General features: G+C 71.0%; 10 protein-coding genes. 4 read left to right on the forward strand and 6 right to left on the reverse strand.

Annotated features, from left to right (window positions below):
• Positions 1-73 precede the first annotated feature (73 nt).
• Positions 74-754: an HAD family hydrolase gene (locus K4G59_RS17220; protein ID WP_308189425.1), complete on the reverse strand. Its 681-nt coding sequence runs from the start codon at positions 752-754 to the stop codon at positions 74-76.
• A 264-nt stretch (positions 755-1,018) separates the two neighbouring features.
• Between K4G59_RS17220 and K4G59_RS17225 the strand changes: the two genes are divergently transcribed.
• Positions 1,019-1,288, forward strand: coding sequence for a DUF4242 domain-containing protein (locus tag K4G59_RS17225; RefSeq protein WP_231252289.1), 270 nt, complete (start codon positions 1,019-1,021; stop codon positions 1,286-1,288).
• Between the two features lie 19 nt (positions 1,289-1,307).
• Here K4G59_RS17225 and K4G59_RS17230 read toward each other — a convergent pair whose 3' ends face one another.
• A complete protein-coding gene (locus K4G59_RS17230; protein ID WP_231252290.1) occupies positions 1,308-4,244 on the reverse strand; it encodes an ATP-binding protein in 2,937 nt (978 codons plus the stop codon).
• Positions 4,245-4,392: 148 nt separating this feature from the next.
• On the opposite strand from K4G59_RS17230, the gene K4G59_RS17235 reads away from it, so the two are divergent.
• Positions 4,393-4,755 carry a cupin domain-containing protein gene (locus K4G59_RS17235; protein ID WP_231252291.1) on the forward strand — a complete coding sequence of 121 codons (363 nt, stop codon included), beginning with the start codon at positions 4,393-4,395 and terminating at the stop codon, positions 4,753-4,755.
• Between the two features lie 28 nt (positions 4,756-4,783).
• Entirely contained in the window at positions 4,784-6,160 is a 1,377-nt protein-coding gene (locus tag K4G59_RS17240) for an FAD-binding oxidoreductase (RefSeq protein ID WP_231252292.1), read from the forward strand.
• 16 nt (positions 6,161-6,176) lie between these two features.
• Here the strand turns inward: K4G59_RS17240 and metH are convergent, their stop codons facing one another.
• Positions 6,177-9,854, reverse strand: coding sequence for a methionine synthase (gene metH / locus K4G59_RS17245; protein ID WP_231252346.1), 3,678 nt, complete (start codon positions 9,852-9,854; stop codon positions 6,177-6,179).
• A 204-nt stretch (positions 9,855-10,058) separates the two neighbouring features.
• Between metH and K4G59_RS17250 the strand changes: the two genes are divergently transcribed.
• Positions 10,059-10,904 (forward strand): PAC2 family protein, encoded by an 846-nt coding sequence (locus K4G59_RS17250; protein ID WP_231252293.1) that lies wholly within the window; start codon positions 10,059-10,061, stop codon positions 10,902-10,904.
• Between the two features lie 87 nt (positions 10,905-10,991).
• Here the strand turns inward: K4G59_RS17250 and mshC are convergent, their stop codons facing one another.
• The 3 genes from mshC to K4G59_RS17265 all read right to left on the reverse strand — a co-directional run bounded on the left by mshC (position 10,992) and on the right by K4G59_RS17265 (position 13,694).
• The gene (mshC, locus tag K4G59_RS17255) at positions 10,992-12,230 is read right to left on the reverse strand and encodes a cysteine--1-D-myo-inosityl 2-amino-2-deoxy-alpha-D-glucopyranoside ligase (protein ID WP_231252294.1); all 1,239 of its coding nucleotides are present in this window, start codon (positions 12,228-12,230) and stop codon (positions 10,992-10,994) included.
• 113 nt (positions 12,231-12,343) lie between these two features.
• Positions 12,344-13,120, reverse strand: coding sequence for an SCO1664 family protein (locus K4G59_RS17260; protein WP_231252295.1), 777 nt, complete (start codon positions 13,118-13,120; stop codon positions 12,344-12,346).
• Positions 13,110-13,694, reverse strand: coding sequence for a DUF3090 domain-containing protein (locus K4G59_RS17265; RefSeq protein WP_231252296.1), 585 nt, complete (start codon positions 13,692-13,694; stop codon positions 13,110-13,112). The genes K4G59_RS17260 and K4G59_RS17265 overlap by 11 nt, the downstream gene beginning before the upstream one ends.
• Between the last annotated feature and the right edge of the window lies 1 nt (position 13,695).

Consider the following 13,695-nt stretch of genomic DNA (forward strand, 5'->3'; position numbering starts at 1 on the left):
TCCGTCCGATATGCGTTCTGGGGATGCCCCGCACCCTAGACCGCCGGACGTGACCCGGGCCACACCGCCACGGTCACGGTCGTGTCACGGACGCCTTCACGCGCTGGCGGGCCACGGCGGCGAGCGAGTCGGTGTCCAGCCCGCTGAGCGTCTCGACGAAGACCCGGCGGTCCCCCTCCTGGATCGGGACGTGGTTGGGCACGCACACGACGGTGCATCCGGCCGCCGCAGCGGACGTGGCACCGGTGTTGGAGTCCTCGATCGCCAGGCAGTCGCCGGGATCCAGGCCCAGATCGGCCGCAGCCGTGAGGTAGGGCTCGGGGTGCGGCTTGCCGTGCTCCACCCGGTCGCCCGTCACCACGCTGGCGAAGGTGTCCGCGGGAAGCTGCGCCAGGATCGGGTCGACGAAGCGCTGCCACGACATCGTGACGAGAGCGCACGGGACGCCGCGTCGGACGAGGTCGGCGAGCAGCTCCTGGCCCCCGGGACGCCACGGCACGCTCTCCTCGACCCGCGCGACGACGCCGTCGAGGAGCTCCTCGACGATCTGCTCGCGGGTCCGGTCGATGCCCATGTGCTCACGGATGTAGTCCGCCGAGTCGAGCAGGGCGTTGCCGACGAGGTTCATCGCGTGCTCGTGCGACCAGGTGCCGCCGTACTTCTCGGCCATCGCGAACTCGGTCGCGACCCAGTAGGGCTCGGTGTCGACGAGGGTCCCGTCCATGTCCCAGAGCACGGCTGCGGGCGGGTGCACGTCCCCGTAGGGACGCTCGTCCGACGGCGAGGGTGACTTGGCGGTGCTCAGGATGTCCTCCGAGGAAGTGCGTGGCGGTCGTGCCGGGAGTCACTCTAGATCGCGGCGGCGGACCTCGGGGCGTCGCCGGCCCGACGTGGGCCCGCTCGGGGCGCTCGACCCGCTGCGCAGGGGCACTCGCCATGGAAACGTTGCTGTGGGACCGTGGATCGATCGGCGGTGCGCCCCGGGGTCGCCGTCCGGTCGCGACGGAGAGGTAGGACCATGCCAGTCTTCATGGTGGAACGTCAGTTCGCCGGACAGCTCGACGTCCCTCCCGAGACGGCGCGGGAGGTCAATGCGATCAACGACGACGCCGGTGTGCGTTGGCTCTCCTCGTTCCTCTCGGCCGATAAGCGCAAGACCTTCTGCCTCTACGAGGCTGACGACATGGACGCGATCCGGACTGCTGCGGTCCGGGCCGGGCTCCCGGCGGACGCGATCGTGGAGCTGTCCGGCACCGTCGCGTCAGACGGAACGTTCACACCGCTCTGACCGGTCGTCCGGGTCCGGTTCACCCGCCGGACCGGAGCAGGCCGTGCTCGGTTGCGAAGACAGCCGCCTTGGTGCGGTTCGGCGCGCCTGTCTTGAGGAGGATGCTCCGCACGTGGTTTGCGGCCGTGTTCGCGCTGAGGAACAGGCGCTCGCCGATCTCCCGGTTCGACAGACCTTCGCCGACGAGCCGGAGAACGTCGACCTCACGCTCCGTCAGCCCGTTGGGCAGGGGCGGATGCACTGCCTCCGGCGCCGGGACCGCGTCGAGGTCGCGAAGGACGCCCCGATGACCGATCCGTCGTGCCAGTGCGCCGGCTTCGTCCGCCAGTCCTGCGGCGGAGGGTCCGGCCGACGTGGCCGGGGCTCGCGCCCGATGGCGGGCCCAGGCTGCCAACGTCTCTGCCTGGTGGGTGACCGCACCCATCTGCCGGTCCATGGCCAGGGCACGCTCGAAGTGGACGTCAGCACTCGGCGCACCCAGCACCGAGTCCAGCTGGGCCAATCGGCGATCGGCGCTCCCGAAGACGCCCACGAACTGCCCGGCCATCAGGTTGCCACCGGCGTGCGTGGCCACGAGCGGCCGCAGCAGCCTCGCCGTGGGTGCGTCGTCGAGCCGTACCGCCGCCTCGGTCATGAAAGCAAGGACTCCTCCCCACTGGGCCCCGGTCCGGTGGTCGTCGATGCGCCCGCACAGGTGCGACAGCAGACGGGCGGCCGAGGGCCACATCTCCAGCTCGGTGTAGAGCGCCAGCAGGCCCGGGAGCCAGTATCCGTCGAGCTGCTCGTCTCCTGTGATGAAGCGCCGCACCTCCTCCAGCCCTCCCGTGACCCGTCGTAGCATGAACTGCTGGACGCCCCACGATCCTTCGGTGGCGCCGTCGAACTCCTGGTTGAACTGCGCCAGCCACGCCACGATCCGCTCGGCCGCTGCGTAGTCCCCCACGGCGTACCTGTGGGCGTACCGGCTGCACCCGGCGACGTAGCGGAAGAACGGCTGGCCGCGGGACAGGGCCAGGTCGGTGAGGTCACGCTGAGCGCTCGTCCACGCTGCGTGGTCACCCACCATGTAGGCGAAGACGGAGCGGTAGAAGGCCGCCGGACCGAGGTGGTCGTCGTCGGAAAGGCGTGAGCCGATCTCTTGGAGCTCGACCGCCCTGGCAAGGAGCACGGGCGCCAGCTGGGGGGTCATCCCTTGCCACAGTGCCCGACCGAGTGCGTGGGCCAACAGCTCCTCGTCGCCGTCGGCACGGGCGAGGGCAAGCGCGTCCTCCCCCCACTCACGCGCCCGCCCAGTGTCCCCGGTGAAAGCCGACGCCCGGCCCATGCTGGCCATGGCACGGACGTACAGCGGGTCTCCCCGTTCGAGGGCGGCGCCCTCGAGAGCCGCACCGAGCATCCTGAGCGCGGACTGCCCGTTGACCCCGGGTCTGGCCGATGCGTCCTCGTGACCGATCGCCGCGAGGAGTCGGGTCCGAGGGCTCGTGCTCGAGCCGAGCTCGGCGTACAGCCGCCGCGCGGTCGTGAAGTCGCCGGCGTGCATGTAGCAGCGCGCGGCGGTGAGGAGCAGCTCGGCGCGGGGAGGTCCCTGGGTCGTGTGCAGCTGCGCCGCACGCTCGTACAGCACGGCAGCCTCGCCGGGCGCGAGGGTGCGCACCGCCTGCTGGGCGGCCAGCACCAGGTAGTGAGCCGCCTTCTCCTCGTGCCCGAGAGGACTGGCCTGGACGTAGTGGTGCGCCAGCTGTGCGACCAGCGCCGGGTCATCCTCACTCAGACGCTCTTCCAGGACCTCGGCCACCCGTAGGTGGGCCGCCGCTCGAGCGGTGGACGACATGCGACCGAGCACGGCCTGCCGCGCCAACGCATGTGCGAACCGATGACCAGTGCCGTCCGCGTCGGCGGCCAGCAGCCCGGCGCGGGCGCCGAAGTCGACCCCTGCGAGGACCACCGATGAGTCGAGCTCGCCGGCCGCGACCAGGACCGAGAGGTCGACGACGTCGCCTGCGACGGCCGCGAGCTCGATGACTCCCGCATGGTCGGCGGAGAAGGCCGTCAGTCGGCGGTCGAGCGCGTCCTGGACCGAGCGCGGTGCCTGCGCGGTCCCCGAGCGCATGGCTGCGAGGCCTCCGCGGGTCTCGAGGTCGTACCAGTACTCCTGCAGGAAGAACGGGTTCCCCCCCGTCTGGTCCCTGAGCACTGGTGCCGCCGCCCGGGCGGCTGCTGCAGACACACCGCCCTGGCGGATCAGGTACTCCGCCACGTCCTCCGTCGAGAGTCCGGTCAGGTCGATCCGTTCCACCCCGTCGAGGCGGTGCAGGTCAGCGAGCGCGTAGGTGACGGCGTCGGTGCGATCCGGCGCCGTGGTCCGACGCGTGACGAGCACCAACAGCTTCTCCCCGGCCGTGGACTCAGCCAGGTGCGAGAGCAGCGCCAACGTCGGCTCCTGCGCCCAGTGCAGGTCCTCGAGGACCAGCACCAGCGGCCCGCGGTCAGCCAGTGCGAGCAGGACACGCAGCACGGCGTCGAAGAGGACCGGCCGCGACTCTCGATCGCCACCGGGGCCGTCGTCCGGGCCCGGCCAGTGCCGCGACGCGCTGGTGGTGAGTCGCCGGAGCGGAGACGCTGCTGCGCGGGGGATCGCCGCGAGGTCCTCGGGGGCGAGGTGCTCGAGCGCCTGCTCGAGGATCGCGACGAAGGGACGGTAAGGGATGTCGAGGTCCTGGTGGCACGAGCCCCACAGCACCGTGCAGCCGTGCTCCCGCAGGGCTGCGGCGGCTTCGGCGACCAGCCTGGTCTTGCCGACTCCGGGTTCACCGCCGACGAAGACCAGCTGGCGTCGATCGTCCCCGACCGCTGTCCAGACCGCTTCGAGACGCTCGACCTCGGCCCGACGGCCGACGAAGGCTGTGGCGCCTCGCACCGGTGCCGTCGCTGGGCGCAGCGAGGCAGTCTCGAACACCTCTCGACGATACCCGCTGCCGACGCCGTCGAGGATGGTCAGATCTGACCCCCCGCTCCACACCGGCCGGTCAGATCAGGTCAGGTGCCGGGTCCAGAACCTGCGTAGCGTCGAGAGCCACAGCAACCAGCGAAGAGGAGCAGTTGTCATGGCCACACGGATTGCCGACATGCCGGTCGAGGTCGCCCAGGGTGACCTGGAGACGAGGTACCTCGAGCTGGGTGACATGGCCATTCGCCATGCGCGCGTCCCTGCCGGGACCGATTTCGGCCCCGTCCTGCAGGGTCTCCCCGGCGACCGATGCCCCAGTCCGCACTGGGGCATCGTGCTGGACGGTTCGATCCGCCTCGAGCACGCAGACGGGACCATCGAGACGGCAGTTGCAGGTGAGGTCTACCACTGGCCGGCGGGACACACCGCCACCTCGGTCGACGGGGCCGTCTTCCTCGAGGTCGGCCCGGTATCGCCGATGCGTGACTTCCACGACCACGCCCGCCGGATCTTCGGCTGACGACCGCCACCACCGGAACGGACGAGACATGAACGGCACACCGGCACTCAGCATGCTCGAGGGAGCGCGAGGGCACGTCGTCACCGCGCACTCCACCGACTACGACACCGCTCGCGCGGTGTACAACGCGATGATCGACCGCCACCCGCTCGCGATCGTCCGCGCCCAGGACGTCGCCGACGTACAGATCGCCGTCACTGCCGCTCGGGAGAGCGGCCTCGACCTCGCGGTCCGCGCCGGGGGGCACAGCGTCCCGGGGTTCGGGACCGTGGACGACGGCATCGTCGTGGACCTCAGCGCGATGAAGGGGATCCGCATCGACCCGGTGAACCGGACCGCCCGGGTCCAGGGAGGCTGCACCTGGGGGGACTTCGACCACGCGGCACACGCCTTCGGGCTGGCCACCACGGGAGGGATCATCTCGACCACGGGGGTCGCCGGCCTCACGCTCGGTGGCGGCATCGGCTACCTCGCCCGGGCGCACGGGCTCTCCATCGACAACCTTCGATCAGTGGACGTGGTCCTCGCTGACGGCACCTTCGTGACCGCGAGCGCGGAGGAGCACCCGGACCTGTTCTGGGCACTCCGCGGCGGAGGCGGGAACTTCGGTGTCGTCACCGACCTCGAGTTCGACCTCCACCCGGTCGACACCGTCTACGGCGGGCCCATGTTCTTCGAGCTGGACGTCGCGGACGCGCTGCTCACGACCTACCGGGAGTGGATCGCCGCAGCGCCGCGCGCCATGGGAGCCTTCCCTGCGTTCCAGATCGCCCCGCCGCTCCCCTTCGTCCCCGAGGACCGGGTCGGCGAGCCGTTCATGCTCCTCGTGTCGTGCTTCGACGGCAGTGACGACGAGGCCGAGGCCCTGCTGCGGGACCTGCGTGCCTGCGGGACCCCCGTCGCCGAGCACGTCGGCCGGATGCCGTACCCGGCGCTCAACAGCGCCTTCGACGGACTGCTCCCTGCCGGACTCCAGCACTACTGGAAGGCCGCGTTCCTGCCCGAGCTCACCGACGGTGCCATCGCGGCTCATCTCGAGCACGGTCCCAAGGTGCCGACCGTGCAGTCGACCATGCACCTGTACCCGATCGACGGCGCGGTGCAGGACGTCGACACGGACGCGACCGCGTTCGCCTATCGGGGCGCGAACTTCGCCCCTGTCATCGCCGGCATGTGGCCTGACCCGGCAGACAACGATGCCAACACCGCGTGGGTCCGCGACTACCACGCGGCCCTCGAGCCCCACACCAGCGCTGGGGGCTACGTCAACTTCATGGCAGCCGACGACCAGGACCGCGTCCGGGCCAACTTCGGCTCGAACTACGAGCGCCTGGTCGCGGTCAAGAGCGCCTACGACCCGGCGAACCTGTTCCACCTCAACCAGAACATCGCGCCTGCCCCATGAGTCGCAGGGTGGGCGCTCAGTCCTCCGGGTCGTAGCCGAGGTTGGGCGAGAGCCACCGCTCCGCCTCGGCGAGGGTCCAGCCCTTGCGCTCGGCGTAGTCGGCGACCTGGTCGCGGCCGATCCGGCCCACGACGAAGTACTGCGACTGCGGGTGGGAGTAGTAGAAGCCGCTCACCGACGCGCCTGGCCACATCGCCATCGACTCGGTGAGCTCGATGCCGGTGTGCTCCTCGACGTCGAGCAGCTCCCACAGGGTCTGCTTCTCGGTGTGCTCGGGGCACGCCGGGTAGCCGGGCGCCGGGCGGATGCCTTCGTAGTGCTCCTTGATGAGCCCGACGTTGTCGAGCTGCTCGTCGGGCGCGTAGCCCCACATCTCCTTGCGCACCCGCTCGTGCAGGCGCTCGGCGAACGCCTCGGCGAGCCGGTCGGCGAGCGACTCCAGCAGGATCGCGTTGTAGTCGTCGAGCTCGGCGCGCAACGCCTCCACCCGCTGGGTCACGCCGTCGCCGGCGGTCACCGCGAAGGCACCGACGTGGTCAGGCAGCCCGCTCTCCTTCGGCGCGACGAAGTCGGCCAGGGACCGGTTGGGTACGCCGTCGCGGTGCTGGCCCTGCTGGCGCAGGTGGTGCAGCCGGGCGTGCACCTGGCTCCGGTCGTCGTCGAGGTAGAGCTCGACGTCGTCGCCCACCGAGCTGGCCGGGAAGAAGCCGACCACGCCGTGGGCGCGGATCCACCTCTCCTCGATCATCTGGTCGAGCATCGCCTGCGCGTCGTCGTACAGCTTGCGCGCGGCGGGCCCCGAGCTCGGGTTGTTGAGGATGTCGGGGAAGGCGCCCTTCATCTCCCAGGCGTTGAAGAACGGCTGCCAGTCGATGTAGGGGCGCAGCTCGGACAGGTCGTAGTCGCGCAGCACCCGGACGTGCCGGCCCTCCTGCGTCAGCTGGGTCGGCTGCGGGGGCTGGTGGTCGGTCCAGTCGATCGGCGTCGCGTTGGCGCGGGCCTCCTCGAGGGTGACCAGCGGCCGGTCGTTCTTGGCGGAGTGGCGCGTGCGCAGGGAGTCGAAGTCGGACTTCACGTCGGCCATCAGCTTCGCCCGGCCGGTCTCGTGCAGCAGCGCGGCGGCGGTGGGCACCGAGCGCGAGGCGTCCTTCACCCAGACGACCGGTCCGTCGTACTTCGGGTCGACCTTGACCGCGGTGTGGGCGCGCGAGGTGGTCGCACCGCCGATGAGCAGCGGGATCGTGAGGCCCTGGCGCTGCATCTCGGTGGCGAAGTTGACCATCTCGTCGAGCGAGGGCGTGATCAGGCCGGAGAGGCCGATGATGTCGGCACCGACCTCGGTTGCGGTGTCGAGGATCTTCTGTGCCGGCACCATCACCCCGAGGTCGATCACCTCGTAGTTGTTGCACTGGAGCACCACGCCGACGATGTTCTTGCCGATGTCGTGCACGTCGCCCTTGACCGTCGCCATGACGATCGTGCCGTTGGTGTCCTTGGCGGTGGCGAGCTCGGGGTTGTCGAGCTTCTCCTGCTCGATGAAGGGGATGAGGTAGGCCACGGCCTTCTTCATCACCCGGGCGCTCTTGACCACCTGGGGCAGGAACATCTTTCCGGCACCGAACAGGTCGCCGACGACGTTCATGCCGTCCATGAGCGGTCCCTCGATCACCTCGATCGGGCGGCCGCCGCGCTCCGCGATCTCCTTGCGCAGGATCTCGGTGTCGGACTCGACGTGCGCGTCGATGCCCTTCACGAGGGCGTGCGTGATCCGCTCGCCGATCGGCAGCGCGCGCCACTCGTCCTCGGCGACCTCCTCGGCCTCCGCCGAGCGGTTGTGGGCCTCGGCGATCTCGAGGAGCCGCTCGGCCGCGTCCGGGCGACGGTTGAGCACGACGTCCTCGATGCGCTCGCGCAGCTCGGGGTCGACCTCGTCGTAGACCACGAGGGCGCCCGCGTTGACGATGCCCATGTCGAGACCGGCCCGGATCGCGTGGAACAGGAAGACCGCGTGGATCGCCTCGCGGACGGGGTTGTTGCCGCGGAAGGAGAAGGACACGTTGGAGATGCCGCCGCTGACCTTGGCGCCGGGCAGGTTCTGCTTGATCCAGCGCGTGGCCTCGATGAAGTCCTGGCCGTAGGTCGCGTGCTCCTCGATGCCCGTCGCGACCGCGAAGACGTTGGGGTCGAAGATGATGTCCTCGGGCGGGAAGCCGACCTCGTCGACGAGGATCCGGTAGGCCCGCTGGCAGATCGCCTTGCGGCGCTCGAGGTTGTCGGCCTGGCCGTCCTCGTCGAAGGCCATGACCACGACCGCGGCGCCGTACTTGCGGCACAGGCGGGCCTGGCGGCGGAACGCCTCCTCGCCCTCCTTCATCGAGATCGAGTTGACGATGGCCTTGCCCTGCACGCACTTCAGCCCGGCCTCGATGACCTCCCACTTCGAGGAGTCGACCATCACCGGGACGCGGCTGATGTCGGGCTCGGAGGCGACCAGCTTGAGGAAGCGGTCCATCGCGGCGACGCCGTCGATCATCCCCTCGTCCATGTTGACGTCGATCACCTGCGCGCCGGCCTCGACCTGCTGCGCCGCGACGCTGACGGCGGTGTCGTAGTCGCCGTCCTTGATGAGCTTGCGGAAGCGCGCCGAACCGGTGATGTTGGTGCGCTCACCGACGTTGACGAAGAGGCTCTCGTCGGTGATGGTCAGCGGCTCGAGGCCCGACAGGCGCATCAGCGGTTCGTGCGGCACCGGCTCGCGCCGCTCCTTGCCGTCCACCGCGCCCGAGATGGCCGCGATGTGGTCCGGCGTCGTGCCGCAGCAGCCGCCGACGAGGTTGAGGAAGCCGGCCTCGGCGAACTCGGCGAGGACCGACGCCGTCTGGTCGGGCGTCTCGTCGTACTCACCGAACGCGTTGGGCAGCCCGGCGTTGGGGTAGACCGAGACGAAGGAGTCCGCGAGGCGCGAGAGCTCCGCGACGTAGGGGCGCATGTCGCGCGCACCGAGGGCGCAGTTGAGGCCGACGGCCAGCGGACGCGCGTGGCGTACGGAGTCCCAGAACGCCTCGGTGACCTGACCCGAGAGCGTGCGACCGGACGCGTCGGTGATCGTGCCGGAGATGATCACCGGCCAGCGGCGCTCCTGCTCCTCGAACAGCGTCTCGACGGCGAAGATCGCCGCCTTGGCGTTGAGGGTGTCGAAGATCGTCTCGATCATCAACAGGTCCGAGCCACCGTCGACGAGGCCACGAGCAGCGACGAGGTAGGCCTCGGCGAGCTGGTCGAAGCTGACGTTGCGCGCCCCCGGGTCGTTGACGTCGGGAGAGATCGAGGCCGTGCGGGTCGTGGGGCCGAGCGCGCCGGCGACCCAGCGCGGACGGTCGTCGGTGGCGACCGCGTCGGCTGCCGCGCGGGCCAGGCGCGCGGACTCGAGGTTGAGCTCGTAGGCCAGGTCCTCGAGGCCGTAGTCGGCGAGCGAGACCGCGTTGGCGTTGAAGGTGTTGGTCTCGATGATGTCCGCGCCCGCGCGGAGGTACTCCTCGTGGATCGTCCGGATGATGTGCGGCTGCGTGATCGTCAGCAGGTCGTTGTTGCCGACCAGGTCACTGGGGTGGTCGGCGAAGCGCTCGCCGCGGTAGCCGGCCTCGTCGGGCCGGTCGCGCTGGATGGCCGTTCCCATCGCACCGTCCAGCACCATGATCCGCTCGCTGAGGATCGCCGTCAGGGCGTCGGTGGCGTCGGGGCGGTGCTGCGGGTTCACGTGGAGCCTTCCTCTTGCCGGCGAACGACCAGCCTAGGAACGTCGTCCGACACGCGGACCGGGTTCCCACATGGTGGCACCCGCCGACACGGCCGACGAAATCACGACGGCAGGCTGGGCGGCGCGCCCTAGGCTGGGGCGGTGATCGAGTTCGACGACGTGCAGGACCTGGTGTCTCCCGTGGTGATCGCCGCCTTCGAGGGGTGGAACGACGCGGCCGACGCGGCGTCCGGCCTGGTCGACCACCTGATCGAGGAGTGGAAGGCCGAGGTCATCGGCGCCATCGACCCCGAGGAGTTCTACGACTTCCAGGTCAATCGCCCGATCATCGCCACCGACCACAACGGGCACCGCCGGCTCACCTGGCCCACGACCCGCATCGCGGTCGCGCGCCCCGCCGAGCTGGACCGCGACGTGATCCTCGTGCGCGGGATCGAGCCCAACATGAAGTGGCGCCAGTTCTGCGCCGAGCTGCTCGCCGCCTGCGACGACCTCGGTGCCGAGCTCGTGGTCACGCTCGGCGCGCTGCTCGCCGACAGCCCCCACACCCGTCCGATCCCCGTCAGCGGCTCCGCGACCGAGCCCGAGCTCGTCGACCGCCTCAACGTCGAGCAGTCGAGCTACGAGGGCCCCACCGGGATCGTCGGCGTCTTCAACGACGCGTGCACCCAGCTCGACATCCCGGCCGTGTCCTACTGGGCAGCGGTCCCCCACTACGTCGCCCAGCCGCCCTGCCCCAAGGCCACCCTCGCGCTGCTCGGCCAGCTCGAGGAGCTGCTGGAGGCGCCGATGCCGCTCGGCGACCTCGTCGAGGACGCCAAGGCGTGGGAGCGCGGCGTCGACGAGCTCGCGGCAGAGGACGAGGACGTGGCCGACTACGTGCGCGCGCTGGAGGAGACGCGCGACACCGCCGACCTCCCCGAGGCCAGCGGCGAGGCGATCGCGCGGGAGTTCGAGCGCTACCTCAAGCGCCGCGACACCGACTGAGAGCATCTCGCCGGCCGGCCAGCGGTGAGCAGGACACGTCCTGCCGCGTCAGGACGTGTCTCACGCACCGCCCGTCGCCGGCGTACGTCAGAGCGAGAGGCCCAGCGTCGCGTCGAGCAGGCGGTGGATGGTCCCCGCCGCCTCACGGTCGGCAATCTCGGCGAGCCCGGTCGTGCCGAGGGTGGCCTCGACCCACTCCTGCACGGCGGCCACCGCGGTCGGGGCGTCGAGGTCGTCGGCCAGGGCGGCCAGGACGCGCTCCACGACAGGAGCGGAGTCCGCACCGGCACCGAGGGCCAGCGCGCGGCGCCAGGTGGCGAGGGTGTCGACGGCGTCCCAGAGCTGGTCGTCGGTCCACTCCCAGTCGCTGCGGTAGTGGTGGCGCAGCAGCACCAGCCGGATCGCCATCGGGTCGACCTCGCTCATCCGCAGCGCGGACACGAAGACGAGGTTGCCCTTGGACTTCGACATCTTCTCGCCGTCGTAGGCGACCATCCCGGCGTGGGAGTACGCGCGGGCGAATCGCTCACCGGGGTGGGCCACCTGGGCGTGGCCGGCCGACATCTCGTGGTGCGGGAAGACCAGGTCGCTGCCGCCGCCCTGGACGTCGAAGGCGGTGCCGAGGTGGTCGAGGGCGATCGCGGTGCACTCGACGTGCCAGCCGGGGCGTCCCGGGCCCCACGGGCTCTCCCAGGCGGGCTCGCCCGGCCGCTCCGCGCGCCACAGCAGGCAGTCGAGCGGGTCCTTCTTCCCCGCGCGGTCGGGGTCGCCGCCGCGCTCGGGGAAGATCGCGACCATCGCGTCGCGGTCGAGTCCGGAGACCGAGCCGTAGGCGTCGTCGGCGGTCACGGAGAAGTAGAGGTCGTCGTCGACGCGGTAGACCGCGCCCGCCTCGTCGAGGCGCTCGATGAGCGTGATGACCTGCGGGATCGACTCGACGGCGCCGATGTAGTGCGCCGGGGGGAGGACCCGCAGCGCCTCCATGTCGTCGCGGAAGAGCTGCGTCTCGCGCTCGGCCAGCTCGACCCAGTCGACGTTGACCTTCGCGGCGCGCTCGAGGAGCGGGTCGTCGACGTCGGTGACGTTCTGGACGTAGGTGACGTCGTGGCCTGCGTTGCGCCACGCCCGGTGGAGCAGGTCGAAGCCGACGTAGGTCGCGGCGTGGCCCATGTGGGTGGCGTCGTAGGGCGTGATGCCGCAGACGTAGAGGCGGGCCGGACCCTCGGGACGGGTCTCGACGAGGGCGCCGGTGGCGGTGTCGTGCACGCGCACCACCGGGCCCGTCACGGGCAGTCGGGGAACGTCGGGGGACGACCAGGCACGCATGTCATGACCCTAGCGGGGCGCGAGGAACGAGCGCACAGCGTGGGTCAGGAGGTTGAGCAAGCGCGCGGGCGAGCCTGCGAGCTCGCGACCGCGCGTCGAAACCCGGGAAGATCTCAAAACGGCGGCCAGGGGATGACGGGGTACGACGACGTGGCCGGGCCCGGGAACTCGCCGCGGGCCAGCAGCCGCTCGACGCGGCTCACGGTCATCGCCACCTCGGCCTCGGCCAGCAGGTCGGAGAGCGTGACGCCGAGCGGCCCGGCGAGGGCGGCGGCGAGGCGCCGCAGCCCGGATGCCTCGTCGTCGGTGATCGGCTCGCCCACCCAGCCCCACAGGACCGTGCGGAGCTTGTGCTCGAGGTGGAAGGTCAGCCCGTGGTCCACGCCGTGGCGGTGGCCGTCGGGCATCGGCAGGACGTGGCCGCCCTTGCGGTCGGCGTTGTTGACCACCACGTCGAGGAGCGCCATCCGCCGCAGCGCGGGGGTGTCCTCGTGGACCAGCGCGACGGGCTGGTCGTGGGCGTCGAGGCCGTCGAAGACGTGGCGGTAGCCGTCGGGCAGCTCGCCCTCGGCGACGATGTCGACCGGCGCCTGCTCCTCGTCCTCCTCGCGCCACAGCTGCACCATGCCCGGGCCGTGCGGTCCGTCGCCGAGGACGGTCGGCGGCACGATGTCCCAGCCGAGCGCCTCCGAGACGGCGTACGACGCGACCTCGCGCGCTGCGAGCGTGTGGTCGGGGAAGTCCCACAGCGGGCGCTCCCCCGCAACCGGCTTGTAGACCACGCGCACCCCGCCGAGCTCACCGACGAAGGTGGCGTTGGAGGCGGGCAGGACGCGCCCGTGCAGCGTCAGCTCCCCCGTGGGGAAGCCCTCGGGCAGGTCAGGGGTCACGGCGCCGGAAGCCGTTGGCGCGCACGCACAGGTGACCGTCGGGGTCGACGGGCTCACCGCAGAACGGGCAGTCCGGCCGGCCCGCGCCGATCACCGAGCGGGACCGCTCGACGAACGAGCGAGCGGCGGCGGCGGTGATGCGGACGAGGAAGATCTCCTCGGGCTCCGGCTCCAGCAGGTCCTCGAGGTCCTCCTGGAGCTGCTCGGGCGACACGACGGCCGCCTCGGTGAAGGGGAACACCTCGATCACCACGCGCTCGTCGGTGCCGTCCCACGACAGCGTCATGGTGCCGGCGCGGAACTCCTCCTGGATCGGCTGCTCGAGCGGCCGGCCGTCGACCATGTCCCGCGGAGCGATCGCGGGGATCAGGAGCTCGCCGCCGGCCGCGCGCATGAGCTCGTCGAGGAGCTCGTCGATGCGCTCGGCGAGGGCCGCCACCTGCTGCTTCTCCAACGACACGCTGACCAGCCGGGTGCCTTCGCGGGCCTGGAGGAAGAAGGTGCGCTGGCCGGGTTCGCCAACGGTGCCGGCGACGAAGCGCTCGGGCGGGTCGAAGCGGTGCACGACAGGCATG

The sequence above is a fragment of the Nocardioides furvisabuli genome (assembly GCF_021083185.1).
GTDB classification, from domain to species: Bacteria; Actinomycetota; Actinomycetes; order Propionibacteriales; family Nocardioidaceae; genus Nocardioides; species Nocardioides furvisabuli.